21 protein-coding genes are annotated in these 26,075 nt (G+C 71.8%); 15 read left to right on the forward strand and 6 right to left on the reverse strand.

What is annotated here, in order from left to right:
- Positions 1 to 238: 238 nt before the first annotated feature.
- On the forward strand, positions 239 to 856 hold the full coding sequence (locus WME83_RS03725) for a Maf family protein (RefSeq protein WP_437317872.1): 618 nt from the start codon (positions 239 to 241) through the stop codon (positions 854 to 856).
- Between the two features lie 69 nt (positions 857 to 925).
- Here WME83_RS03725 and WME83_RS03730 read toward each other — a convergent pair whose 3' ends face one another.
- Positions 926 to 1,942 carry a LacI family DNA-binding transcriptional regulator gene (locus tag WME83_RS03730; protein WP_437317873.1) on the reverse strand — a complete coding sequence of 339 codons (1,017 nt, stop codon included), beginning with the start codon at positions 1,940 to 1,942 and terminating at the stop codon, positions 926 to 928.
- Between the two features lie 398 nt (positions 1,943 to 2,340).
- Here WME83_RS03730 and mgtE point away from each other — a divergent pair, with 398 nt between their 5' ends.
- Entirely contained in the window at positions 2,341 to 3,675 is a 1,335-nt protein-coding gene (mgtE, locus tag WME83_RS03735; RefSeq protein ID WP_437317874.1) for a magnesium transporter, read from the forward strand.
- A gap of 25 nt (positions 3,676 to 3,700) precedes the next feature.
- Here the strand turns inward: mgtE and WME83_RS03740 are convergent, their stop codons facing one another.
- Positions 3,701 to 4,306, reverse strand: coding sequence for a hypothetical protein (locus WME83_RS03740; RefSeq protein ID WP_437317875.1), 606 nt, complete (start codon positions 4,304 to 4,306; stop codon positions 3,701 to 3,703).
- Between the two features lie 314 nt (positions 4,307 to 4,620).
- Here WME83_RS03740 and WME83_RS03745 point away from each other — a divergent pair, with 314 nt between their 5' ends.
- The 3 genes from WME83_RS03745 to purU all read left to right on the forward strand — a co-directional run bounded on the left by WME83_RS03745 (position 4,621) and on the right by purU (position 6,742).
- Positions 4,621 to 4,926 (forward strand): hypothetical protein, encoded by a 306-nt coding sequence (locus tag WME83_RS03745; protein WP_437317876.1) that lies wholly within the window; start codon positions 4,621 to 4,623, stop codon positions 4,924 to 4,926.
- Between the two features lie 123 nt (positions 4,927 to 5,049).
- A complete protein-coding gene (locus WME83_RS03750) occupies positions 5,050 to 5,787 on the forward strand; it encodes a histidine phosphatase family protein (protein ID WP_437317877.1) in 738 nt (245 codons plus the stop codon).
- A gap of 58 nt (positions 5,788 to 5,845) precedes the next feature.
- Complete coding sequence (purU, locus tag WME83_RS03755; RefSeq protein WP_437317878.1) at positions 5,846 to 6,742, forward strand: formyltetrahydrofolate deformylase; 897 nt, start codon at positions 5,846 to 5,848, stop codon at positions 6,740 to 6,742.
- A 103-nt stretch (positions 6,743 to 6,845) separates the two neighbouring features.
- Here the strand turns inward: purU and WME83_RS03760 are convergent, their stop codons facing one another.
- From WME83_RS03760 to WME83_RS03770, 3 genes are all read right to left on the reverse strand, one after another.
- Entirely contained in the window at positions 6,846 to 7,433 is a 588-nt protein-coding gene (locus WME83_RS03760; RefSeq protein WP_437317879.1) for a hypothetical protein, read from the reverse strand.
- Positions 7,434 to 7,864: 431 nt separating this feature from the next.
- Entirely contained in the window at positions 7,865 to 8,557 is a 693-nt protein-coding gene (locus WME83_RS03765; RefSeq protein WP_437321960.1) for a glutathione S-transferase N-terminal domain-containing protein, read from the reverse strand.
- A 149-nt stretch (positions 8,558 to 8,706) separates the two neighbouring features.
- Complete coding sequence (locus WME83_RS03770) at positions 8,707 to 9,585, reverse strand: homocysteine S-methyltransferase family protein (RefSeq protein WP_437317880.1); 879 nt, start codon at positions 9,583 to 9,585, stop codon at positions 8,707 to 8,709.
- 384 nt (positions 9,586 to 9,969) lie between these two features.
- On the opposite strand from WME83_RS03770, the gene WME83_RS03775 reads away from it, so the two are divergent.
- The 3 genes from WME83_RS03775 (at position 9,970) to WME83_RS03785 (ending at position 13,300) form a co-directional block, all read left to right on the forward strand.
- Positions 9,970 to 10,578, forward strand: a complete 609-nt coding sequence (locus WME83_RS03775) for a hypothetical protein (RefSeq protein ID WP_437317881.1) — start codon at positions 9,970 to 9,972, stop codon at positions 10,576 to 10,578.
- A gap of 47 nt (positions 10,579 to 10,625) precedes the next feature.
- The gene (locus WME83_RS03780) at positions 10,626 to 12,245 is read left to right on the forward strand and encodes a S53 family peptidase (RefSeq protein WP_437317882.1); all 1,620 of its coding nucleotides are present in this window, start codon (positions 10,626 to 10,628) and stop codon (positions 12,243 to 12,245) included.
- A gap of 89 nt (positions 12,246 to 12,334) precedes the next feature.
- Positions 12,335 to 13,300: a hypothetical protein gene (locus WME83_RS03785; protein ID WP_437317883.1), complete on the forward strand. Its 966-nt coding sequence runs from the start codon at positions 12,335 to 12,337 to the stop codon at positions 13,298 to 13,300.
- Positions 13,301 to 13,376: 76 nt separating this feature from the next.
- Here WME83_RS03785 and WME83_RS03790 read toward each other — a convergent pair whose 3' ends face one another.
- Positions 13,377 to 15,935: a glycoside hydrolase family 31 protein gene (locus WME83_RS03790; protein ID WP_437317884.1), complete on the reverse strand. Its 2,559-nt coding sequence runs from the start codon at positions 15,933 to 15,935 to the stop codon at positions 13,377 to 13,379.
- 605 nt (positions 15,936 to 16,540) lie between these two features.
- Here WME83_RS03790 and WME83_RS03795 point away from each other — a divergent pair.
- The 7 genes from WME83_RS03795 (at position 16,541) to WME83_RS03825 (ending at position 26,075) form a co-directional block, all read left to right on the forward strand.
- Positions 16,541 to 18,049 (forward strand): L,D-transpeptidase, encoded by a 1,509-nt coding sequence (locus tag WME83_RS03795; RefSeq protein WP_437317885.1) that lies wholly within the window; start codon positions 16,541 to 16,543, stop codon positions 18,047 to 18,049.
- A 502-nt stretch (positions 18,050 to 18,551) separates the two neighbouring features.
- Entirely contained in the window at positions 18,552 to 21,290 is a 2,739-nt protein-coding gene (locus tag WME83_RS03800) for a Kelch repeat-containing protein (protein WP_437317886.1), read from the forward strand.
- Between the two features lie 209 nt (positions 21,291 to 21,499).
- Positions 21,500 to 21,880, forward strand: a complete 381-nt coding sequence (locus WME83_RS03805) for a cupredoxin domain-containing protein (protein WP_437317887.1) — start codon at positions 21,500 to 21,502, stop codon at positions 21,878 to 21,880.
- 29 nt (positions 21,881 to 21,909) lie between these two features.
- Positions 21,910 to 22,485, forward strand: a complete 576-nt coding sequence (locus WME83_RS03810; RefSeq protein ID WP_437317888.1) for a hypothetical protein — start codon at positions 21,910 to 21,912, stop codon at positions 22,483 to 22,485.
- Complete coding sequence (locus WME83_RS03815; protein WP_437317889.1) at positions 22,475 to 23,956, forward strand: TolC family protein; 1,482 nt, start codon at positions 22,475 to 22,477, stop codon at positions 23,954 to 23,956. The genes WME83_RS03810 and WME83_RS03815 overlap by 11 nt, the downstream gene beginning before the upstream one ends.
- Before the next feature lies 1 nt (position 23,957).
- Positions 23,958 to 25,286, forward strand: a complete 1,329-nt coding sequence (locus WME83_RS03820; RefSeq protein WP_437317890.1) for a multicopper oxidase family protein — start codon at positions 23,958 to 23,960, stop codon at positions 25,284 to 25,286.
- A 204-nt stretch (positions 25,287 to 25,490) separates the two neighbouring features.
- Entirely contained in the window at positions 25,491 to 26,075 is a 585-nt protein-coding gene (locus WME83_RS03825; RefSeq protein ID WP_437317891.1) for a DUF2914 domain-containing protein, read from the forward strand.

The following is a 26,075-nucleotide window of genomic DNA, read 5'->3' on the forward strand; positions in this document are numbered from 1 at the left end:
AGCCGCCGACGCGCCAAGAGAGCGAGAAGTGAGGCGAGGCAAACCGCCAAGGCGCCAAGCGCACCAAGAAAACAGCAAGGGGTGAGAGGAGGAGAACGCGCGGGGGCCACGGGAAACCCAAGAATCCTCTCTTGGCGTCCTTGGCGCCTTGGCGGTTTTCTCTTCTCTCTCCTCCGAGACGCGCACGGGGAACCGGTTCCCCTCGGCACGGGCGTCGTTTCGTGCCATGGATCCGGCCATGTCCCGGGTTGTCCTCGCGTCCACGTCTCCTTTCCGGAGGGCGCTCCTCGATCGCCTCGGGCTCGCGTACGAGGCCGTCGCGCCCGCGTTCGACGAGATCGCGCCCGAGGGGCTGCCGCCCGTCGCCTGCGCCCGCGTCTTCGCGGAGGGGAAGGCGCTGAGCCTCGCGGCCGCGCACGAAGACGCCCTCCTCATCGGCGCCGACCAGGCGCTCGATCTCGACGGCGAGCTCCTCCGCAAGCCGGCGTCGCTCGACGAGGCGGCGGACCAGCTCGGGCGGCTCGCCGGGCGCGTCCACGCCCTCCACACCGCCGTCGCGGTGCACGCGCCTCCGGGGCTGCCGCTCGCGCCCGGGGAGCCGCGGACGCTGGCCGAGGTCGTCACGGTGGAGCTCCGCGTCCGGCCGCTCGACCGCGCGCAGATCCGGCGCTACGTCGCGCTGGATCGGCCGATCGGCAGCGCGGGCGGGTACCTCTTCGAGAAGCACGGGCCGTGGCTGTTCGACGACGTGCGCCACGCCGACGAGACCGCCATCGTGGGGCTGCCGCTCGTGCCGCTCTGCCGCCTCCTGCGCCGCTTCGGGGTCGACCCGCTCGGCCCGCCCGCGCCCGCGTGAGCGCCGTTCCCGCGGCGCTCGCCGGCGCGAGCCGCCGCGGGAACGGCGCTCGCCGGCGCGAGCCGCTCGTCAGCGCGAGCAGCCGCAGGAGCGACGGAGGACGAGCTCGACCGGCAGCCGCGGCTGCGGCTCCGCGGCGCCGCTCTGGCCGCTCTGGATGAGCCGCACGAGCTCCCGGACGGCGAGCCGCGCGACGAGCTCCGTCGGCGGGCGGACCGTGGTGAGCGCCGGATCGAGGTGGCGCGCGGGGCCGATGTCGTCGAACCCCACCACCGACACGTCGCCGGGGACGCTCCGGCCCTCGCTCCGCAGCGCATCCATCGCGCCGATCGCGGCGGCGTCGCACCAGCCGACGACCGCGTCGAACGGCGCCTGCTCGCGGAGCCACGCCATCGTCGAGGCGCGCGCCTCCTCGGCGCTGAGCCCGCTGCGGCAGAGGCGCGGATCGACCGGGAGGCCGTGGCGCACGAGCGTTGACCGATACGCCTCCTCGCGCCGCCCCGCGTCCTCGTTCCCCGCGGGGCCCCGCAGGAACGCGATGCTGCGACGGCCGTGCGCCTGGATCAGGTGCTCGACCGACTCCCGCACGCCCGCCTCGTTGTCGATGGCGATGCTCTGCAACGAGAGGCCCGGCGGCGGCGTTCGATAGACGAGGAGCGCCGGGAACCCCTCGGCCGCGAGCCGCCTCAGGCTCGCCTCGCCCATCGCGGAGCCGAAGATCAGGACGCCATCGGTGTTGTGCCGGCCGAGCATCCGACGCAGCGAGCTCTCCGAGCGCAATGCGATGAGGAGATCATACCCCTCCTCGGTGGCCGCGCTGGCGACGACCTGGAGGAAGCTCGACATGAACTCGGTGCCGATGGTGGGCAGGAGAAAGCCGAGGGAGCCTGTCCGGCCCTGCGCGAGGCTCCTCGCGGCCGCGTTCGCCACGTAGCCGAGATCGCGTATCGCGGCGAGCACCCGCTCGCGCGTCTTCGCGCTGCACTTGCCCCGATCGTTCAGGACCCGGCTGACGGTCGCCGGCGACACCCCGGCGTGCCGGGCCACCTCCTCCATGCGCACCGTCGGCCGAGCGCCGGAGTTCATCGTGACAGCCTCAGGCGAAGATTTCATAGTACAAGACAAGTCGAAGGAAAGCGCTTCCATCCTAGTCGTCGCGGCTGGCTTCTGTCAAACCGAACTCCGCACGTCGACACGGTTTGATTGGCCAAGGAAAAATTCGAGGGTATCGGAACGTGCCGGAGGGCGATTGGATCGCCCCAGGCGGAGCGCTGACGCGCGGCGCTGGCCGCTGGCGCAGGCGGGCGGCGCCGCGGGCGCGCGGCCAGCGCGACCGGCGCGGCCAGCGCGGCCGTGGCGCGCGCGTTGCTAACCGGGTGATCACCGTGGATCGAGGGCCCAGCTTGCCGCTGGGCTCCTCTGACTGAGCACCTTCTGCCGGGCGACGCCGACGGGGCGGGCCAGGCGCTCGACGAGGTGAGGCGATGATGGAACGCCCGCCCATCCAGGCGAACGAGACGCTCTCGGCCGCCGAGCTGTCCGTGTCGTGGCCGGCCCTGGAGAACGAGGAGCGGGTGCAGGCCTATCGCCGCCTGCGCCGCGAGGAGGCGGAGGATTTCTTCCAGGGCCTCCCCACCGCCGACCAGGCCGCGCTCCTCGCCGCCCTCACCAAGGGCGAGCGGAGGCTGTGGCTCCGCCTGCTCGCGCCCGACGACGTGGCGGACATCCTCCTCGAGGTGTGCCCGGCCACGCAGGAAGAGCTCCTCTCGCTGCTCGACGATCCGACGCGCCGGGAGGTGAGCGCCCTCCTCGCCTACGCGGAGGACGAGGCCGGCGGGCTCATGAGCCCGTGGTTCGCGCGCGTGCGGCCGGAGGCGACGGTCGACGAGGCGATCAGCTACCTCAAGCGGCAGGCCCGGGATCACCTCGAGACCGTCTACTACGGTTATGTGCTCGACGCCGAGCAGCGGCTGCGCGGCGTGGTGTCGCTGAGGCAGCTCATGATCACGCCCGGCCACCTCAGGATCAGCGACGTCATGAAGACCGACGTCGTCTCGGTCAACGAGGACGCCGACCAGGAGGCGGTCGCGCGGCGCTTCGCGGAGCACGATCTCGTGGCGATCCCCGTCGTCGACGGCGAGGGCCGCATGAAGGGGATCGTCACCGCCGACGACATCGTGGACGTCGTGGAGGAGGAGGCGACCGAGGACATCCAGAAGCTCGGCGGCATGCAGGCGCTCGACGCGCCGTACCTCCGGACCCCGCTCTTCAAGATGCTCGGCAAGCGCGCGGGCTGGCTCTCCGCGCTGTTCGTGGGCGAGCTCCTCACCGCCACCGCGATGGGGCACTACGAGGACGAGATCGCCCGCGCGGTCGTGCTGGCCCTCTTCGTGCCGCTCATCATCTCGAGCGGGGGCAACTCCGGATCTCAGGCGACGACGCTGGTCATCCGGGCGATGGCGCTCGGCGAGATCCGGATCGGCGATTTCTTCCGCGTCAGCCGCCGGGAGCTCGCGTCGGGCCTGCTGCTCGGCGGGATCCTCGGCGGGATCGGCTTCCTGCGCGTCCTCGCCTGGGAGCAGCTCTTCGGGGCCTACGGCCGGCACTACGTGCTGCTCGCGCTGACCGTGGCCATCAGCCTGGTCGGCGTCGTGACGTGGGGCACGCTGGCGGGCGCGCTCCTGCCGTTCGCGCTCCGGGCGCTCCGCTTCGACCCGGCGAGCGCCTCGGCGCCGTTCGTCGCGACCCTCGTCGACGTCTCCGGCCTCGTGATCTACTTCAGCGTGGCCGAGCTCCTGCTCCGCGGGATCCTGCTGTGAAGCGGGCGGCGCGCGCTGGCGCGCCTTAGGGGTCGACGCGCGACGCGAGGTAGCGGGCCGCGTAGGCGCCGATCACGCGCGCGTCCTCGCGCCAGCGGCCGCCCATCGTCAGCTTGTCCGCCTCGGCGGCGCTCAAGGCCGTGTTCGGGATGGGCGACGGCGTGCGGCTCGAGAACTGGACCTCGTCGAGCACCTTGCCGTCCCGCGTCGTGATCCGCAAGGTGAGCCGGATCTGGCTGGGCGCCGAGGAGACGACCGCGTAGAAGCCGGGGTTCATGTAGCCGACATAGGGCTTGAGCACGAACGGCGCCGACGTCGTGCCGGCCGCCTCCGCGACCTCGATGCCCTCGTCCTTGGCGCCTTCGACCAGGGCCTTCGCGAACTCCTCGTTGATGGAGTCCTTGTCGGCCATGAAGCGCTGGTAGTCGTCCCCGTCCTTGCCGGCGAGGTACCGGTCCTCGGACTGGTCGATGATCTGGAGGCCCACGAAGTCGATGGGCATCAGGGCGAAATACCGCTGGCCCACGAACGGAGCGGGGCTCGCCTGGGTCACGACGCGCCAGCTCGGCGCGCACCCGACGAGGGCCGCGGCGCCGAGCAGCGCGGCCGCGATGAAGCTGCGACGGTACATGAGGTCTCCTTCAGGGGGCCGCCTTGTAGGCCATGTCGGAGCGCGCTGGCAAGCGCGGCCCCGCGCGCCGCCGGCGGGGCCCCGCGCGCCGCCGGCGGGGACCCGGGCGGCGGCGCCGCGCGGCCCCGGCGATCGGGCCGGGCGCCTCCTCCGGCCCGGACGGGCCGGCTCCCTCGCTCGGGGCGCGCGCGCCGCGCGGCCGTGTGCAATGGGCGGACATGCGCCGAGCTGGCCTGTCGAATGCATGTCGATACGACAGATGCACTCGCTACCTCGTACGCGGATGCATTTTCATCGACGTTGGAGGTGAGCTCATGGTCCCGCATTTCGTAGCAGGCCTCTTCGGCCTCTTGCCCATCGTGGTATTCCCGGCGTTCGGCGTCGATCCGCCGGGGGACGCCGGCGGCAGCGGCGCCCAGGCGGGCGGCGCGTACGAGCCGGGGAGCCCCGGCGAGCCCGGAGAGGGCGACGCGCGGTTCGTCTATTCGATCTCCTGCATCGAGGGCAGCACGGGAGAGAAGGCCTTCCGCACGGCCGACGATTTCTGCAGCGCCCTGCGCGGCGAGCAGGTCTGCTCCGAGAGCGCGGCCTTCTTCGCGCTCCTCCACGGCTGCCCCTGAGCGCCCGCGCGGCCGCGGCACAAACCCTTGACATTCGAGGGGGGCCTTGCTCTTCCTAGCGGGCGCGGACCGCCCCGCGCGGCCGACCCCCTCGCCAGGTCGCGCGCCTCGGAGGCTCAGATCGTGACGAACCTCTATCTCATCCGGCACGGAGAAGCGCTCGTCAACGTGAACCATATCGTGGGCGGGATGCGCGGGGACACCGGGCTGACGTCGCTCGGGGTCCTCCAGGCGGAGCGGCTGCGCGATCGCCTGGCCGCGACGCGCGAGCTCGCCGCCGATGTCCTGATCGCGAGCTCCTTTCGCCGGGCGCAGCAGACCGCCGAGATCGTCGCCCCCGCCCTGGGGCTGCCCATCACGCTCGACGACGACGTCCAGGAGCTCCGCCCCGGCGAGGCGGACGGGATGCCCGTCGGAGAGGCGATGGTGCGCTATGCGATCGATTTCGAGCGCGAGCCGTACCGCCCGGCCAGCCCCGGCGGGGAGAGCTGGGCTCAGTTCATGCTGCGGGTCTCCGTCGCCCTCGATCGCATCACCCGCGAGCACGAGGGGCGGACGATCGCGATCGTCACGCACGGCGGCTTCATCGACGTCGCGTTCCTCCACTTCTTCAAGATGAACGCGCTCGCGTTCCCGGTGGCGCACTTCGCCACCCGCCACACGTCGCTCACCCACTGGCAGCGCCGGCGGCGCTGGGGTCGCGCGGAGGCCTGGCACCTCATCTATTACAACGACAGCGCCCACCTGCGCGACGTCGAGCGCACCGTGCGCATCCCCTGGGCGGAGCTCTCCACGCTCGCGCCCAGGAGCGCGGAGGATCCGTCGGGGCCGCCGTCCTCGGAGAGCGGCGAGGGCCGCTAGCGCCCCCCGCCGCGCCCCGCGCTTGCGCCGCTGCCTCGGGGCGAGCACCATGGCCCGCATGACGGGTCCTGTCCACGCAACGTTCCTCATCGCCGCGCCCGACCAGCCCGGCCTCGTCGCGCGACTCGCGGGGTTCTTCTACAACATCGGCCTGAACATCATCGACGCGAGCAATCACACGGACGCGTTCACGGACGAGGGACCGCGCTTCTTCATGCGCCTCGTCGTCGATCTGTCCGGTCTCTCCTCGCCGGCCGCGGTCACCGCCCTGGGCGGCTCGGCCACCCGCAGCGCGATCGAGGCCGCCTTTCGCGAGCTCGCCACGTCGCTGTCGGCGCGCTGGTCGGTCGACTACAGCGATCACGTCCCGAAGATGGCGATCCTGGTGACCAAGGATCCAGCGTGCCTCTACGATCTCGTGCTCCGGCAGCGCGCGGGCGAGCTCCGCTGCGAGATCCCGCTCGTCATCTCCAATCACCCCACGCTCGAGGCGGTGGCCGAGAGCTTCCGAATCCCCTTCTTCTGTCTCCCGATCACCCCGGAGACGAAGCGCGAGCAGGAGCGCCAGGTGCTCCACCTGCTGAAGAGGCACCATGTCGATCTGGTCGTGCTGGCGCGGTACATGCAAATCCTGTCCGAGCAGATGCTCGATGAAGGGCCGCCCGTCATCAACATTCACCACGGGTTCCTGCCCGCGTTCCAGGGCGCGAAGCCGTACCATCAGGCGCACTCGCGCGGCGTGAAGCTCATCGGCGCGACGGCGCACTACGCCACGCGGGACCTGGACCAGGGGCCGATCATCGAGCAGGACGTCGCGCGCGTGAATCACCAGCTGGGTCCAGACGAGATGACCCGGGTGGGGCGCGACGTGGAGCGCCTCGTCCTCTCTCGCGCCGTCCGGGCGCACCTGGAGCGGCGGGTCATCGTCGAGGGCCGCCGGACCGTCGTGTTCTGACAGCCCGAGGCGCGGCGGATCCAGGGCCGATCCTGCCCGATCGCCGTGCGGGGCGGGGCCCATGGCGGCTCCGGTGAGCCGGAGGGGCTCGCGCGCGGGGAGATCAGGGGTTGCGCTGCTGGCCGAACCCGCCGGTCTGGCCCGTGGCGCCGGGCGTGACTGCCCACGGCTGGCCGACGCCCAGCTGGCCGACGTGACCGTAAGCGCCCGATTGACCGATGGCCGTCTGGCCGAGTCCGGCCTGCTGGCCCATCTGGCCCAGCATCGCCTGGCCGGATTGCTGGGCGCCGTAGCCGAACCCAGCCTTCGACGGGATCCCGCCCTTGCTCGGACCGAAGGCGCCCTTGCTCGGGCCGAAAGAGCCCTTGCTCGGACCGTAAGAGCCCTTGCTCGGACCGTAAGAGCCCTTGCTCGGACCGTAAGAGCCCTGGCTCGGGACGAAAGAGCCCTTGCTCGGACCGAAAGAGCCCTTGCTCGGGATGAGTCCAGCCTGGCTGGGGACGAGCCCCGCCTGGCTGGGACCGAGCTGGGACGTGCCCATTCCCACGTATCCGCCCAGCGCTTGCTCGGCCGACGCTATCGAGGCCTCGTCGAGCTCGGCCTGATCGAGATCGGCCTCGTCCGCGCTCACCGCGCAACCCGCGGCAAGGGCAGCGACAAGAACGGCAGGCACCAGCAGCTTGCTATGCATCGACATGATCGGTTCCCCCCGATGTCCGCGAGGGCCCAGCAGGCCCAGACATCTCGGCTCACCGCAGAGCAGAGTGTGTGCCTGTCCGACGTGTGCATACGTTTCCGCTCCCGGTATGCTTGACGTTGGCGCGGCGGAAGATGCAGCGCGCGCGATCGGCGTCCGGGTCCAGCGAGGGCGCACCGCTCCTCCGAGGCGCGGGGCGATGATCCGCCCGCGAGGCGTGTTGCGCGACGGCCTCGCCCTGCTCGGACGTTCGTCGCTCGAGCCGCGTGTGCATCGCCGGGGCGTTGGGACGGGACGGTTCGTCCGAGGTCGACCCGTCCGCCCACGCAGCAGCCCCGTTCACGAAGCGTCGCGCGCCCGCGACGCTCGAGCGCACCGCCGCGGGGCGCGGTGGCCGCGCCTCACGCGCCCCGCGGACGGGCGGCTCACGCCTGGGGCTTCTTGCCGAACAGCCAGCGCTTCGCCTCGTCGTCGAGCGACTGGCTCTGGTTCCGCAGCTCGCTCCCCGCCGCGAGCCCCCGCGCGACGGCCGGCCGCGCGCGCACCGCATCGAGCCACCGCTTGAAGTTCGGGAGCTCGTCGGCGGAGACCTTGTACCGATCGTGCAGCATCGCCCAGGGGAAGCTCGCGACGTCGGCGATCGAGTACTCGCCCGCCAGGTAGGGTCGATCCGCGAGCCGCTTGTCCATCACGCCGTAGAGTCGGCGGACCTCGTTCGTGTAGCGCTCGATCGCGTACGGGATCTTCTCCGGCGCATACTGGCTGAAGTGCCCCGCCTGACCGGTCATCGGGCCGAGGCCGCCCATCTGCCACATGAGCCACTGGGTCACCTCGTAACGACCACGGACGTCCGAGGGGATGAGCTGGCCCGTCTTCTCCGCGAGGTAGAGCAGGATCGCGCCCGACTCGAACACCGAGATCGGCGCCCCGCCGCCCGGCGGATCGTGATCGACGATCGCGGGCATCCGGTTGTTGGGGCTGATCGCGAGGAACTCCGGCTTGAACTGATCGCCCCGCCCGATGTTGACCGGGATGAGCTTGTACGGGAGGCCCGTCTCCTCGAGCATGATGCTGATCTTCCAGCCGTTCGGGGTGGGCCAGTAATAGAGGTCGATCATCGTGCGCTCCGTCTCCGTGGTGTGTCGCCGATCGCGACTGCGTGCCATCTCGGGATCTGGATCGTCTGCAGGGCGCCGCGCCGGCGCCGCCCTGCGCCTCGGGCATCGGTGGCACGTCGACCCAGGGAGAGCAACCGGCGATCGGCGCCTCAGCGCAGAGGCCCCGCCGGGCGGCGCGCCGCCTCGTCGGCGAGCGCGCGCAGCGCCGCGACGTGCGCGGGCCCCGTCCCGCAGCAGCCGCCCACGATCGTGGCGCCCGCCTCGATCCAGCCGCGCGCGAGGTCGGCGTAGCGCGCGGCCGACGGGCGGCCCTGCCCCTCGGCCCAGCCGAGCCCCTCGGCCTCGGCGCCGGCGTTCGCGTAGGCCCCGAACGGGACGCCGCACGCCGCGAGCCGCTCGACGTGCTCGAGCGTGCGCGTCGCCGGGGTGCAGTTGACCAGGACGGCCCGCGCGCCGCGGGCGGCCGCCTCCCGCGCGGCGGCGCCGATGTCCTCGGGCGAGAGGAGATCCGCGCCCGGTCCCGCCGTGAACGACACCCACGCTTCGACGCCGGTGGCGACGGCCTCCTCGAGCGCCACGAGCGCCTCGCCGACGTGCGGGAACGTCTCGCAGAGCAGGACGTCGACGCGCGCCGCCGCGAGCGCCTGCGCGAGCTCGCGGTGCTCCTGGCGCGCGCTGGCCGGGCTGAGATCCGGCCGGTAGCAGTCCTCGAGCGGCGCGATGCTCCCGGCGATCCGGTGCCGCGGGTCCACCTCGCGGACGGCCTCGCGCGCGAGCGAGACCGCGCGCGAGAGGAGCTCGGCCCACGCGGCGCCCGCCTGCCTCCGCTTCGTGCGGAAGGTGTTCGCCGTGTGCACCGTGGCGCCCGCGCGCGCGTAGTCCCGGTGGATCGCGCGCACGACGTCGCAGCCGCGCGCGTCGAGCAAGGCCGCCGCGCTCCAGAGCGGCGCCGGCGTCTCGACCCCTCGCGCGGCGAGCTCGGTCCCGAGCGGGCCGTCAAGCACCACGATGTCGGCCTCAGCCGTCATTTCGACTCGCCTGGACCGCGCGCTCTGCTCGTCCACCATGTAGGCTCCGGTATGTCCGTGACCGGCTCTCAAGGCAACCCCTGATTCCCGCAGTGCGCCCGCTGTACTGCGGCAGGTATGCCGGGCCCGCACAGCGCACCGTCCCGACCACTATGCCGCAGAAAGAACGATGGAATTCTCTTTCGCGCCGGGAATTTGCTTGCCAGGTATGGGGGGGCTGCGGCACCGTTTGAAATCATCTTCCCCTCATTCCGCTCGACTCGCGGGAGTCGTGGGGTCCAACAGGCAGCCATCGCTCGAAGGACCGACAGGGGTGGAGCTCCCTCTGGTCAGCGCTAGGCCAGGTGACCTCCGTCAGTGAGCCTCAAGAAAGGAACGCCCAACATGATCCGACAGTCCATCCGTTCTTCCAAATCGCTCGCTCTCAGTGTTGCGCTCGGCGTCATCGCGGCGGCCGGTTTTACCGGATGCGGCGCGTCGGAGGAGCCGGTCGTCGATGACGCGGTGACGCACGAGCGCATCACGCAGGCCGACCTCCCGGAGGCCGGGTTCCTGAGCCTCGAGATGGACCAGAAGACGGTCTATGCTTTCGACTACTCGGCGGCGCCGATCGACTACGCGCGCGTCAAGCTCTCCACCGGCGACGGCAAGGAGATCCTGCTCTCCGAGCAGATGGCCGCGGTGGAGAGCGCCGACTACGGCGACTACCCGGCGCCCGTGCTGACGGAGAGCTCGGACGACAGGTTCAGCATCGCCGCGGACGCGGCCGCCTTCGGCAAGCTGTCGGAGAGCGAGCTCGACCAGCTGAAGGCCGACGGGTTCTTCTACTCGGAGAAGCCCGTGAAGTCCCCGGGGGCGAGCCCGCAGAGCACCGACCCCGAGTGCATCCACGCGTACTGCGAGATCTGCACCGACAACGTCACCGGCGGGCGCCCCGAGACCTGGTATCCGGGGACGTACACCTGCTACCTCGTCGAGCACGTCTGGTGCTGAGCCTCGCCTGACGACCTCCTTCCCCCTCGCTCGCAAGGCCCTCGTTGATGCGTTCGCTCTCGGTTTGGTGCGTCGCGCCGCTCGCCCTCGCCGCGGTGGGGTGCGGGGATGATGGACCGGTGCTCCCGAGCGGCCTCCCGCGGCCGCTCGCGGGGGTCTACCTCGACTTCGGCCCGGCGCCGGAGGAGGACCGCTTCCGCGCGCTGATCGGGTTCCCGACCCGGGACGTCACCGGGCTCGAGAGCGCGATCGAGGACATGTACGATCCCGGGAAGCCGGAGACGTTCCGGAAGTACATGTCGGTCGACACCTGGATGGAGCGCCACGCCCCGTCCGAGAGCGATATCGCGGCCGTCGAGGCCTGGCTCACCCAGCACAAGATGGAGATCCGGCGCCGGTCCAGGAACCGGCTCCTGCTCGAGTTCGCGGGCACGGTGGAGCAGTTCAACACCGCCTTCGACACCGAGCTGCGCGACTTCGAGCGCGAGAACCCGTCGAAGGGCGGCAAGCCGCTCCGCACGTTCGGCGCGCTGGATCCGCTCAGGCCGCCGCAGAAGATCATCGATCTCACGTCGGGCGTCATCGCGGTCGACGTCCCGGCGGACACCGATCCGCTCCCCGGCGAGACGGGCTCGATCGAGAAGACGCCGCCGGAGGGGCAAGAGCAGGGGGTCACGCCCGCGCAGATCGCGCGCGCCTACGCGGTCGACAAGCTCCACGGCGAGGGGCACCGCGGGCAGGGCGTGAAGCTCGGCATCGTGGTCGGGGCGACGTTCAAGACCCGCGATCTCCAGTCGTTCTGGCAATCGTTCGGCATCACGTCGCGCGACAACCCGGAGGTCGTGGCCACGGCGGATCCGATCTCGACCCGCTACCTCGAGACGACGCTGGACACGGAGTGGGCGGGCGCGATGGCGCCCGAGGCGGAGCTCATCGCGTACGAGGGGCCGGACGCGCGCACCCTCTCGATCCTCTACGCGTGGAACGAGGCGATCGCGGCCGGCGAGGTGTCGGTGCTCTCGACGTCGTTCGCGCACCGCGAGGAGACGGAGGCGGAGCCGATCCGCCAGCAGTACCACGAGGCGGCGCGGATGGGCGCGGCGCTCGGGATGACGATCGTCGTCGCGGGCGGCGACTCGGCGAAGCCCGACGTGCCGTCGTCGAGCCCGTACGTGACGTGCGTCGGCGGGACGCGGCTCGAGTTCGGCGGCGACGGCGAGGTCGCGCGCGAGGTCGCGTGGAGCGGCTCGGGGTCGGGGCGATCGCGCCAGTTCGAGACCCCGTGGTGGCAGCAGGGCGTCGTCCTGGACGCGCAGGGGCAGCGCGCCGTCTCCGATGTCGCGCTGAACGCCTCGGGGGACTCCACGTACTGGCTCTACTACCTGGGCGAGTGGGAGCGGCGCAGCGGCACGTCGTTCGCCGCCCCGGTGTTCGCCGGGCTGATGGCGACGGTGAACAGCCAGCGGCTCGCGCAGGGCAAGCCCGTCGTCGGGTGGCTTAACCGGGCGCTCTACACCGACGCGAAGGTGCAGGCGGCCTTCCGCGACATCACCGAGGGCAAGACCGACGACGGGAACGGCGAGGGGTTCAGCGCGGGGCGCGGCTGGGACTATCCGACCGGCTGGGGCGCTCCGCTCGCGGACAAGCTCGCCGAGGCGCTGCCGTAGCGCTGCCGCAGGTCGCCGCGCCGCGTCCGCTCGAGCTTCCGCCGGCCTGCGCGTCGTCTCCGCGGCGACGATGCGTCATCCTGGGTCGGATGACGCCCACCGCCGCCCCGCTCTCCCGCCCGCTCGTTTGTATCGCGCTCCTCGCGGCGGCGGCGCTGGGTTGCGACCGCGCGGGCCGCGCCGCCGGGCCTGCGCCCGCGCCGCCCAGCGCCGCGCCCGCCGCGGCGCCGGAGGGCGCGGCGCCCGCCGCGGCGCGAGAGGGCGCGGCGCCCGCCGCGGACGGCGGGGCGACGCTGGCGCCCACGGGGGACGCCGCCGCGCCCGCCTCCGCGGCGGAGGGCGCCGCGCCGGCTGCTGCGCCGGTCGCGCCGCTCCGCGCGGACGCGCCGTTCGTGGAGCTCCCGGTCGACGGGTTCGCGAGCGCGGTGGTGTCGGTGCCGATCGGCGCCACGGCGCGGCGCCCGGTGCTCATCGCCTCGCATGGCAACTACGACCGGCCCGAGTGGCAGTGCCAGGTGTGGCGCGACATCGCGGGGGGCGACGCGTTCATCCTGTGCCCGCGCGGCGTCGCGCGGTCCGACTCGCCGTCGGCGAGCGACGTTCGCTTCACGTACGAGAGCAACGCCCGCCTGGAGCAGGAGATCGACGCGGGGCTCGCGGCGCTGCGCGCGCGCTTTCCCGAGCACGTCGACCCCGGCGCGGTGCTCTACACCGGCTTCTCGCTGGGCGCGATCATGGGCTCTGCGATCGCCGCGCGGCGGGCGGCGCTCTTCCCGCGGCTCGTGCTGGTCGAGGGCGGACACGACAAGTGGACGCCGAAGGCGGCCAGGGCGTTCGCGGACGGCGGCGGGCAGCGCGTCCTCTTCGTCTGCGCGCAGGCCGGGTGCGGCGCCGCGGCGAAGGCGGCGGCCGCGCGCCTCGAGAAGGCGGGCGTGCTCACGCGGGTGGTGCGCAGCGAGGAGGCCGGGCACCGGTACGACGGTCCGGTCGCCGAGGAGACGCGGCGCGCGCTCGGCTGGGCGATCGAGGGCGACGCGCGGTGGAGCGCGCCCTAGCTTCGCGTGGCGGAGCCTCCGTCTGCCGGAGCGTCGACGCAAGGCCGCGGGGTGTGGCGGAGGTGCGGGCCGTCGCTCAGTCCGCGCTCACGACCACCTTCGAGCCATTGTACGTGACCGTTTGATCCGCGGCGGCGGTGACGTCGACGCCGGCGCCATGATCGGCGCCCACCCACACGATCTTGAACGTCCTGGTGGACGGCATCCCGTCATAGCTCCCCTCCCTTGCGCCGATGGTCAAGTCCTGGGTGGCCTCGTCCCACGTGAGCGGGATTTGCGAGTATTGGCCGTCCTCGTAGTCATAGCTGTCGCCCTCGTCCTCGTACAGGGTGAACGACCCGTTTTGACCTTTATAAATCCGGATCTCCAGCGGGTCGATGCTCTGCGTCGCGTACTGGATGTTGGGACCCATGGGGACGATCGAGCCCGCTTTGACGAAGAGCGGCAGCTCGCTCAGCGGCGCGGGGGCCGTGATCGTGCTCCCGCCGTTCGTCGTCGCGCCTGTCCAGAAATTGTACCAGGTCCCCGCGGGGAGATAGACGGAGCGGCTGGTGGCGCCCGCGGCGGTCACTGGATTGACCAGGAAGGATGGCCCGAACAGGAACTGATCCTTGATGTCGAACACCTTCTCGTCGTTGGGATAGTCGAAGACCAGGTGCCGCATGATGGTGTAGCCTTCGCTGGTCACCTTCCATGCCAATGAGTAGATGTAAGGCATCAGCCGATAGCGCAGGTTGTCGATCTTGAGGAGGTTGGCCTTGGTGGCGGCGCTCCAGCTGTTGCCGTACAGCTCCCTCGACCCGCCTCCGTGGATCCGGAAGATCGGCGAGAACGCGCCATACTGGAACCAGCGGGTGAAGAGCTCGTTGTTCGCGCTGGTGCTCCAGTTCACGTTGTGGCCCCAGTACCCGCCGATGTCCGTGGTCCAGTAGGGCATCCCCGCCAGCGAGAAGTTGAGCCCCGCGGGGATCTGCTTGACATAGGTCGGGAAGTCGCTGTTGATGTCTCCCGACCAGCACGTCGTGGAGTATCGCTGCTGGCCGGCGAAGGCGCTGCGGGTGAGGTTGTAGACTCGCTTCCCTTTCGGGCCGATGCGACGCCAGTGCTCGTACAGCCCCGCGGAGTGCTGCAGGGGATAAGCGTTCACGTACAGCGCCCCCTTGCCGAGCGCGGTATTTGCCGCCCGCACGTTGACGGCGTCCGGATAGCCCTGCGGCTCGGTGTTGTCGGCCCAGATGCCGTCCCAGCCGTGCGGCCCCAGCAGGCGATCATGGATCTGCTGGTACACGAGAGCCCTGGCGGCGGGGTTGAAGGTGTCATAGAAGTGGTGTGAGCCGCCGCTGGCGTACAGCGCCCCAATTTCATCGAGCGCGCGATAGTTGTCCAGCTCTCCCGGCTTCCTCTCCGTGTTCACGCGTTGATACAATGGCCAGATCGATATCACCGTATGGACGTTGTCTTCGTGCATCTGGGTGATGAGGGACGCTGGATTGGGATAGCGGCTCTCATCCATGAGATGGGAGCCCCACGCGTACGGGGTCCAGTAGTCCCAATCTTGAACGATGCAGTCGAGCGGAATGTTGTTGTCGCGGTAGCCGTCCTTGACCCTCAGCAGCTCGGACTGGCTGCCGTATTTGTCCTTCGAGTGAAAGAGTCCGTAGGCCCATTTGGGGAACATCGGGGCTGCGCCGGTCGCGGCGCGGTAGCCGGCGACGACCTGGTCGATGCTCGGGCCATAGAAGAAATAGTAGTCCACCATCTCGCCCGCTTCGGACGAGTAGCTGTACTTCGTGTTGTTGGACTCGGTCCCGTCGAACTCCGAGACGGAGTAGTTGTCCCAGAAGATCCCGTAACCCTTGTTGGACACCAACACCGGAATGTTGATCTCTGTATTGACGTTGATGATGCGTCGTTTCGTGCCCTTGCGGTTCATCACGTTGTCCTGGTGCTGGCCGAGGCCGAACAGGGCTTCGTCAGCGGGCGATTTGAACACGGTCTCGACGCGGTTCGTGCTGACCCCCTCGACGGTCGCGGGGGTCACGGTCTTGCCGTCTTCCGACAAGATGACGTTGCCGTCCAAGTCGGCGTAGGTGACCAAGCCGCTGGCCGTGTCGACGCTGGCCTTCAGGCGTGTGGTGGTGATGGTCACGACCCCCGAATTTTCCTCGACGCAAAAGCTCCGTGTGCCCCACGTGTTGTCGACGGACAGAGAGGTCTTGTCGGGGAGCGAAGCGGCGTTGGTGTACTGGACGCGGATGATGCTCTCGTTGCAAACCTCCAGCTTCAGCAGACCGGTTCCCAAGGTGAAGGTGACGCCGGTCGCGTCGATCGCATAAGCCCCGGTCTCTGCTGGCGCAGGCGGGCAAACGAGCTGGTCGTCGCCTCCCTGGCCTCCGGTCCCGCCGCCGGCGCCGCCCCCGCCGCCGGCGCCGCCGGCGCCGCCCGCGCCGCCCCCGCCGCCGGCGCCGCCGGCGCCGCCCGCGCCGCCTCCCACGCCGGTCGTGCTGGCGGCGTCGGTCGCCGTGCCGCCGGTACCCGGATCGGGGGCGGGGTCGGGCCCGTCCGAGCATGCGCCGCCGAGCGGCGTGAGGCCGATCAGTGCCACGTAAAGATATCGATTGATCAAGTTTCGCATGGCTCCTCGCGAACAAGGGATTGGACAGCGGATCTCAGCGATTCCGGCGGTTTGCGGCGGCCCTGACCTCGCCAGGAATGCTCCTTCGCGGGGGCAATTGTGGACGAGCTCCCGCAGGCGGCGGCGTGAGGGCGGCGCCTTGGATGCATGGATGAACTGTTGAGATAGCGTCGCTCCTGCAGGGCGGACCGGCAGGAGGAACCTCGGAGCGCACGAGAACGCTCTGCCGGCCAGGGGGCAGCGCCGTCAGTCGGGGCCTGACGTTTCCATGCGCTTGGAATTCCTTCTCCCTTCACGACAAGGGAGCCCGCAGGACCAGATTGTTAACGTTAACATTAGGGGGCGTCAATTCGAATCGGCCTGCCGGCATGCTGTCGGGCCTCCACCCTCCAGCAGACGATGGCAGACACGAGCTGGCAGCTGATCCGGACGCCGAGCTGCTGGGTCCGCTCCTCCTCCGGCGCACGCGCGGCGCGCCGTGTGGCGACGCCCTCTGGCCGGCGGGCGGCCTCTGAGCTAGACGAGGCCCGTTGCTCGTCATGGCTTGCTCTTTCGTAGAAACGCGCGCGCGGCATCGCGGTGGCCCGGGTCGGTCGCTCCGCGCCGTGGCGCTCGCGGCGTCCGCCCTCGCGGCCGCCTGCGGCCCGGGCGAGGAGCCGCCGGGGCGCTCGGCCGCCGCGCTGCAGGCCGCCCCCGAGCAGCCGCCGGCCGCCTCCGGCCCCTCCGAGCTGCTCGCCGCGCTCGACGCGGGCGCCGGCGGCGAGGTCGAGCCCGCGGCGACCCGGGAGGCGTTGCGCCCCGGGCGCGGCGACAAGCTCGCGAGCATCGCGATGCGCACGTTCGTGTACGCCGCGCCCGAGCGCGGCGCCGCCAAGCTGGGCTACCTGCGGGCCGGCGCCGTCGTCGAGCGCGCGGCGGCGCCGTCGGGCGACGCGGGGTGCCCCGGCGGGTGGTACGCCGTGCACCCCCGCGGCTTCGTGTGCGTCGGCAAGGGCGCCTCGCTCGACCTGAACCACGAGATCGTCGCCGCCACGCCGGCCGGCCCGCGCCGCGGGCAGCCGTATCCCTACCGCTACGTCGTGTCGCGGAAGCCGCCGCCGCACCTCTATGTCCACCTGCCGAGCGAGGCGGAGCAGCGGCGCGTCGAGGGGCGTTCGCGCGGCCAGGGCACCCCGGCGTGGTCCCTCCGCGACGAGGCGCTCCTCGGCGAGCCGGAGCCGCTCACGCCGTTCTTCGCGAGCCGCCGCGACCTGCCGAAGCCGTTCGGCGCCGCCGAGAAGGTCCGCTTCCCCGCGCACCGCGGGCGCGCGCGGGCCGACTCGGCGTTCGGCCTGATCTCGACCTTCGCGTGGACCGGGCGGCGCTTCGGCCTGACGACCGAGCTCGATCTCATCCCGATCGACCGCACCTCGGCCGTCGTCCCCACGGCGATGCGCGGCGTCGAGGTGAAGACCGAGGGGACCCCCGCGTTCGTCATGCACCACGGGGTGCGCACGCTGAAGCCGGACGCCTCGGGCGAGCTCAAGCCGGACGCCTGGGCGCCGTTCCGCTCCGGCTGGGTGCTCACGGGCAAGACGGCCGCCGGCGGCGCTTACGCCGAGACGGACGCGGGCGCGTGGATCCCCGCGTCCGCGCTGCGCGTCGCGCGGCTGGGCCGCGACTTCTGGGGGCACGCGGCGCGCGGCCGGAAGTGGATCGACATCTCGATCGAGCTCCAGATGCTCGTCGCCTACGAGGGCGTGCGCCCCGTCTTCGCGACCCTGGTGTCGACGGGCAAGGGCGAGCTCGCCGACCCGGCGACCACGAGCGCGACCGTGCAGGGCACGTTCTTCGTCCGCGAGAAGCACGTCACGGCGACGATGGACGGCGACGATCTCAGCGAGACGTCGGTCGATCTGCGCGACGTGCCCTATGTCCAGTACTTCCACAACAGCTATGCGCTGCACGGCGTCTACTGGCACGACGCGTTCGGCAAGGTGCGGAGCAGCGGTTGCGTGAACCTCGCGCCCGCCGACGCCGCGTGGCTGTTCGAGTGGACCGATCCCCCCGTCCCCGAGGGCTGGCACGCCGCGTTCAACGACAAGGGCGGGACGCTCGTGTACATCCACGCCTAGCCTCGACGTGGGCCGCCTCGACGTGGGCCGTTGAAAGAAGGGCCATGAGCACGAAGCCGACACGGCCTCCTGGCCGATCGTGCTTGACGTGGCTTGGCTGATAGACGGGATTATAGAGCGGCGAAGCGCAGGCCGACTCCGCACCGCGGAGCTGCCTGGCCCATCATCTCCCGATCCCTGAAGCGACCGCGCCCGCTCCGGAATCCATTCGTCCCGGATGAGCGTCGCAGAAATAGAGCTTGACGCCGATATGTGAATGCCTGATTGGTTGTGAGGCGGCTTCGCAATGGCTTGGAGCTCCATTTCATTGGGTCGATAACGGGGGATCCTCCGGCCGGAGACGCGAGCTGCGTCGACGCGGGATGCGGGGCGTATTCCGCTGGAAGCCGAGCCTCGCGCTCCATGATGGTGGGCGAGTCCGACGCTCCTCATCTCAAGCCTCATCGCGCTCCGTGACGCGTGGGCCCGATGGGCTTTCCTCCATACCATAGGAGCATCCGTGATGCGTGTCCGTATCCCATTACAAGGTTCACGTCTCGCTCTGTCTGCATGGCTCGCCGCGCTCGTCGTCGGAGCGCTCTTCCTGATAGGCCTCGGCTGCGCGCCTGAGCCGGCGCCGCCGGGAGGCGACGACCTGCGCTTCCGCTTCCCTGGCCAGGCGGCGCAGGTGCTCGCGGGCAGCGAGGCGTTCGTCGCCGTCGACGGGGGGTTCGCGCTGGCGTCGACCGGCGACGCGGTCCGCGAGCTCGAAGCGCTGCTCGAGCGCCGCGGCGGGCTGCACGCCGCGCTGCCGGCGAGCGGAGACGGCAAGCTCCGCTTCCACCTGCCCGGCGGCTTTGAGATCGGCGTGCGCGAGCTCGGCGCCGAGGGCGAGGGGGCGGTCGTGGAGCGGGCCGTGGCGTACCGGCGCGAGGGCGGGACGTCGTTCTGGTCGGCGGTCGACGCGGGCTACGAGGAGTGGCTGCTGCTCGACGCCGGCGTGGCGCACGGCGGTGCGCCGGTGGCCGCGTGGGAGGTCGAGGGCGCGACGCTGCAGCAGGACGGCGACGCGGTCGCGGTCGTGGACGGCGCGGGCGCGGCGCGGATGCGGGTGACGGCGCCGGCGGCGTACGCGAGCGGGGGGCGGCCGGTCGCGCCGTGGCTCGAAGTGCGCGGGGCGAGGATTGAGCTGTGGGTCGACGCGGACGGCGAGGCGGTGCTGGTCGACCCCGTGTGGGCGCCGGCCGGGACCCTGGGCGCGGCGCGCGCCAAGCACACGGCGACGAAGCTCGGGAATGGCAAGGTGCTGGTCGTGGGCGGGTACAACGGCTCGCTCCTCGGGAGCGCCGAGCTGTACGATCCGGTGTCCAACACCTGGTCGCCGGCCGGAACGTTGGCCACGGCCCGCCAGGATCACACGGCGACGCTGCTCCCGAACGGCAAGGTGCTGATCGCTGGAGGCAAGAACTTCGGCACCACCGTCTACGCGCACGCCGATCTGTACAATCCGGGCACCAATACCTGGTCGCCCACCGGCGCGCTGGTCACGTCCCGCGCCGGGCACACGGCGACGCTGCTGGGCAACGGCAAGGTGCTGGTCGCCGGCGGGCTCGGCGCCTCCTCCTATCTGGCGAGCGCCGAGCTGTACGATCCGGCGTCCGGCACCTGGTCGTCCGTGTCGTCGATGTCGATGGCGACGAGCCGCAGCGAGCACACGGCGACGCTGCTCGGGAGCGGCAAGGTGCTCGCCGTCGGCGGGCGCAACGGGTCCTCTTTGAAGGGCGCCGAGATCTACGATCCGGCGACCAACACGTGGACAGCGACGCTGTCGATGGCGATTTCCCGCTACCACGCCACGGCGACGCTGCTCTCGAGCGGCAAGGTGCTCATCGCGGGCGGCTTCAACAATCCTTCGGGCGAGCTGCAGAGCGCCGAGCTCTACGACCCGAACCCGTCGTCACCCTCCTGGACGACCGCCGCGTCGATGAGCGCCAAGCGCTCCAGCCATACCGCGACGCTGCTGGGCAACGGCAAGGTGCTCGTGACGGGCGGATCGAGCGCTGCCTCGACCGCCAATGCGAGCGCCGAGGCCTACGATCCGGCAACCAACACCTGGACAGCGGTCCCGTCGATGAGCAGCGTCCGCATCGACCATACCGCGACGCTGCTCGGCGATGGCAAGGTGCTCATCGCGGGCGGGTACAGCCCCACCTCGCCGTCGGCCACGTACCTGTCGAGCGCCGAGATCCACGACCCGGCGGCCAGGACGTGGCAGCCGGTCGCGTCGATTCCGAACAGCCGCATTGCGCCGACCGCGACGCTGCTCAACGACGGCAGGGTGCTCGTGGCGGGCGGTAACCTGACGGGAACGAGCACCGCGCTGTACGACGCAGCGACCAACACATGGACGACGGGGCCCTCGATGTCGGGTGGGCGCCAGTACCATACGGCGACGCTGCTGGGCAACGGCAAGGTGCTGGTCGTGGGCGTTCACCTCATCACGTACAGCGCGAACGCCGAGCTGTTCGATCCCGTGAGCAACACCTGGTCGTCCGTAGGCTCGTCAAGCCCAACGCTGAACCGAATCGGGCACACCGCGACGCTGCTCCCGAACGGCAAGGTGCTGGTGGTCGGAGGGAAGCAGGTCGGCGCCTCCACCACGACCGAGCTGAGCTCCGCGGCGCTCTTCAACCCGGTGACCAACAGCTGGTCGTCCGCCGCCCCTATGGCCTATGGGCGTGCCTATCATGCCGCGACGCTGCTCGCCGACGGCAGGGTTCTCGTCTCGGGCGGTACGAGCGGCACGGTGGGGCCGATCACCGGCACCCTGATCTATGATCCGACGCTCGATCATTGGTCGGTCGCAGATTGGATGAACGAGCCCCGCGACCATCTTACGTTGACGTTGCTGGACAATGGCAAGGTGCTGGCGGCGGGGGGAGACTCGACGGCCTTGTACGAGCTCTATGACCCGGCGCTCAATACATGGTCCGGAGTCAATTCGATCGGCACCCGCCGCTCGCCTACCGCGACGCTGCTCAACGACGGCAAGGTGCTGATCGCGGGGGGCAGCGACAACGCAGAGACCGCGCGACGGACCGCCGTCATCTACAATCCCCTGACGAATGACCACGAGGTGACCGGGGAGCTGAACGATCCCCGGTACGCTCATGCAGCGGTCCGGCTCGGGACCGGCAAGGTGCTCGTCGTCGGCGGCAGCGACGGCATGTCGATGTCGAGCGCCGAGCTCTACACCCCCTGACGCCGGCGGGGCGCCGCAGGTCCACGAGCCAGCCCCTCCGCTGGCGCTGAAAGAGACCGCTCTTGACGAGCCGGACACCCGAGGGAGCCGCCGAGCAGGCTGAGCCATCGCCCCGGCCCAGCAGCCCATGGATCCGATCGCAGACCGTGTAATGCCGCCGGGGCGCGCGCGTCCGCCAGGTACAACCCCGAACGAAGGTACCCATGGTCATGACGCGTCTCCTTGTCGTCTCCGGTTTGTTCGCTGCCTCGCTCCTCGTCCCCTCGCTGCGCGCGCCGAGCGCCGCAGCGGAGGAGGCGCCCGCCCCATCGCCGCAGGCCGTCCGCGAGATTGAGATCGTGGTGGACGGCGGTTACAAGCCGAGCCGCATCGTCGTCACCGAGGGCGAGCGGGTCCGCCTGAAGCTGGTCCGGCGGGACTACTCGCCTTGCTCGCGCGAGGTCGTGTTCGCTTCCCTCGGGATCCGGCGCGAGCTGCCGACGAACGTGCCGGTGGTGATCGATCTTCCGGCGCTGAGCCCGGGAGAGATCGAGTTCAAATGCGGCATGAACATGCTACGGGGCATCATCGTCGTCGAGCCCCGCAAGTGATCGCGCTCGTCGATGCTGGAGCGGCTTCCATGAAACCACGTCACCTCGCCGGGCCGAACGCCCTGCTGATGCTCGTCGTTGCGCTCGCCGGCTGCGCGCCGCGCAGCGTTCCCGCGAGCTTCCCCGCCTCGTCGGCCGCCTCACCGCAGGCCGCGGAGGCTCCCTCGCCGCGGATCGGCGTCGCCCTCTCGGAGGACCCTCCTCTGCCCGGAGAGCCCACCGCCGGCTGGGTCGGGCTCGAGCCGGCGCCAGCGCCCGGCGCCGATCCTCACCAGCATCACCATCATCACCATCACCACGGCCACCACGGCGCGGCGCCGGCCCCGACGCCGCCGAGCAGCGCCGCGCCGGCCCCGACGCCGCCGGGCGGTCACCAGCACCACGACCACGGCGCCGCGCCGGCCCCGACGCCGCCGAGCAGCGCCGCGCCGGCCCCGACGCCGCCGAGCGGTCCGGCGCCGGCCCCGACGCCGCCGAGCGGTCCGGCGCCGGCCCCGACGCCGCCGAGCGCTCACCACCACCATCACCCCGGCGCCGCGCCGGCCCCGGCGCCGCCGAGCGGCCCCGCGCCGCGCGCCCCCAAGGAGCCCGCCCATGCGCACTGAACCCCGTCGCTCGCGCCCGCTCGCCGCGCGCCTCGCGCCGCGCGCGGCGGTCCTCGCCCTCCTCGCCGCGGCCGCGCCCGGCTGCGGCGCCCCCTCGGCCACCGCCGACATCGCGCGGATCCGCGCGCTCTCCGGCGCGGAGCTCCCGCCGAGCGCGACGTCCGAGGCCGTCGACCCGGAGCCCGCCGGCGACGCGCGCACCCTCGGCCAGGCGCCCCGACGGCCGCTCACCGCGGACGCCGCGGTGCGGCTCGCCCTGGTCAACAACCGCGAGCTGCGCGCCGCGCTCAAGGAGGTCGGCGTCGCCCGGGGCCAGCTCGAGCAGGCCGGCGCGCTGCCGAACCCGGAGATCGAGGTCGAGGTCACGCCGCGGCAGGAGGGGCTCGAGCACACGCACGTCGAGCTCGCGGTCGAGATCGACCTCACCTCGGCGCTCCTGTCGCCGCTCCGCGCGCGGGCGGCGCGCTCGGATCACGAGGCGGCGCGCTTCCGCGCCGCCGGCGCCGTCATCGACCTCGGCTACCAGGTGCGCGCCGCGTTCTACGCCGCGCAGGCGGCGGAGCAGCGCCTCGGCATCGCGAACCGCGCGCTCGACGCGCTCGCCGCCGCCCGCGACGCCGCCCGCGCGCTCTTCGCGGCGGGCAACGTCCCGGAGCTCGACGTGGCGACCCAGGAGGCCGGCTACGAGGAGGCGCGCGTCACGGCGGCGCAGATCGAGCTCGAGCTCCTCACGCAGCGCGAGCGGCTCCACCGGCTGCTCGGCCTCTCCGGCGCGGCGACCGCGTGGACGATCGCCGGCGCGCTCCCGCCGGCGCCCGAGGCGATCGCGCCGCCCCCGCGCGCCGAGACGCAGGCCGTGCGGGCGAGCCTCGAGCTCGCGGAGCTGCGCAGCCGGCTCGACGCCGCGGCCGGCCGGGCCGGCGCGCTGCGCGCCGAGGGCTGGGTGCCGGACATGTCGATCAGCGTGCGCGGCGAGCGGGAGCTCCCCGAGCGCGGCGAGGTGGACGAGCACCCGTGGGTCCTCGGCGCCGGGCTCCGCGTCGCGCTCCCGATCTTCAACCGGCGGGGCGGCGCCGAGGCCGCGCAGACGGCGGAGTTCGACAGCCTGCTCGAGCGCTACCACGGGCGCGCCGTCGACATTCGCTCGGCGGTCCGCGAGGCCCGGAACCGGCTCGCGTCCGCGCACGCGCGGGCGCGGCACTACGAGCGCGTCGTCCTCCCCGCGCGCAAGCGGGTCCTGGAGCAGACGCTGCTCCAGTACAACGCGATGCAGGTCGGCGTCTTCCAGCTGCTCTCGGCGCGCCGCGAGCAGCTCGACGCCGAGCTCGCGGCGGTCGAGGCGCTGCGCGAGCACTGGACGGCGAAGGCGGCGTTCGACGCGCTCCTCTCGGGGCGCCGCGTCGAGGCGGCGGGGGCGGAGGCGCCCGCCGCGATGCCGAGGGCCACGGGCACGAGCGAAGGAGGGCACTGAGATGGATCGACGTTCGTTCATTCACGCGGGCGGCCTGGCCGCCGGCGCCGCCTTGCTCACGCGCGGGCTCGCGCACGCACAGGAGCGCCCGGCCGCGCCGCCCGGCGCCGCGGGGCCGGCGCCCCGCCGGATCGCGGCGCCCGGGGGGCAGCCCGCCGTGGTGACGCCGAACGGCAGCACGCTCCCGCTGCGGGTGGTGGACGGCGTGAAGGTCGGCCACCTGGTCGCGGCCCCCCTCGAGCACGAGTTCGCGCCGGGCCTGAAGAGCGAGGTGTGGGGCTACAACGGCGGCACGCCCGGCCCGACCATCGAGGCGGTCGAGGGCGATCGCCTGCGCATCTACGTGACGAACAGGCTGCCCGAGCCCACCACGGCCCACTGGCACGGGCTCGTGCTGCCGAACGGCATGGATGGAGTCGCCGGGCTCAACCAGCGGCCGATCCCGCCCGGCGAGACGTACGTTTACGAGTTCGTCGTGCGGTATCCGGGGACGTACATGTATCACTCGCATTTCGACGAGATGACCCAGATCGCGCTGGGCGCGCTGGGGATGTTCGTCGTGCACCCGCGGAGGCCCCGCGGCCCGCGCGTGGACAGGGATTTCGTGCTGGTGACACAGGAGTGGAAGATCAACGCCGGGGCGCGCCGGCCCGATCCGAACGCGATGAACGACTTCAACGTCCTCACGTTCAACGGCAAGGCGTTCCCCGCGACGGCGCCGCTCCTCGTCGGCCGCGGCGAGCGCGTGCGCATCCGCCTCGGGAACCTCGGCCCCATGGATCACCACCCGATCCACCTGCACGGCCTGTCGTTCCAGGTCACGGCGACCGACGGCGGGTATGTCCCCGAGTCCGCCCAGTACCCGGAGACCACGGTCCTCGTCCCGGTCGGCAGCACGCGGGTCATCGAGTTCGTCCCCGAGGAGCCGGGCGACTGGGCGGTTCACTGCCACATGACGCATCACACGATGATGCAGATGGGCCACGGCCTCCCGAACATGGTCGGCGCCGACACCCGCGCGCTCGATCGCCGGATGAGCCGCGTGATGCCCGACTACATGACGATGGGGACCACGGGGATGGGCGGCATGGGCGAGATGCCCATGCCGGTGCCCGCGAACAGCCTGCCGATGCGCGGCGGGCCCGGGCCGTTCTCGTACATCGACATGGGCGGGATGTTCACCATCCTGAAGGTCCGCGACGCGCCGGACACGGCGGATCCTTCGGGCTGGTACGCGCACCCGGCCGGCACCGTGGCGGGGCCGGCGAGCGCGGAGCGGATGCGCGCCGACGGGATCGACCCGGCTTCGGGAGGAAAGTCGGGCGGGTGAGCTCCTCGACGTGGTCTCCGGCGGCGGCGCGGGGCCGCCGTCGCGCCGGACACACAGGGCGCGGCCCTGCGACCACAGGGCCGGCGAAATCCTCAATGATTCCGAAGGATCAGCGGCGGTCCGCGCCTTGCCATAACGACGGCGAGACGGGGACGCCCCGGAACACGGAGGAGTGCTTCGATGGCTACGAGGATCGCTCGACGGATGACGTTTCTGGCGCTTTGCGCGGTTTCGCTCGCTGGCTGCGGTGAGCGTCACGACGCGCGGCCTCCGGCGGCGGCCGCCGCCGCGAGCGCCGCGGCGGCGCAGTGCCCCGAGCCGGCGGTCGCCGCGGCGGCGCCGCCCGCGAGCCCGCCGGCTGCGGCGGTGACGGCGCCGGCGCCGGCGCCTGAGGCGAGCGCCGCGGCGGACAAGGGCGGCAAGGCGGGCAGGGAGAAGGGGAGGGGCGCGGCGGAGCTGAAGGTGAAGCGGCTCGTGCTCGCGGAGGGGGTGAAGGACCGCGAGCCGGTGGCGCCGGGGACGACGTTCCGCGCGCCGGAGACGGAGCGGCTCTATGCCTTCCTGGAGATCGAGAATCGCGGCGACGCGGAGGGCGAGGTGACGGTCGCGTTCGTTCCGCCGGACGGCGGGGCGCCGGTCGGCAACGTGACGCTCGGGGTCGGGCCGTCGCCGCGCTGGCGGACGTGGGCGTTCACGCGCGGGGTGCGCAAGGCGGGGGAGTGGACGGCCGTCGTGCGGTCGGAGACGGGCGAGGAGCTCGCGCGCGCGCCGTTCGAGGTGACGCTGTAG

Origin of the sequence: Sorangium sp. So ce385 (assembly GCF_051474135.1) — a bacterium.
Taxonomy (GTDB): Bacteria; Myxococcota_A; Polyangia; order Polyangiales; family Polyangiaceae; genus Sorangium; species Sorangium cellulosum_D.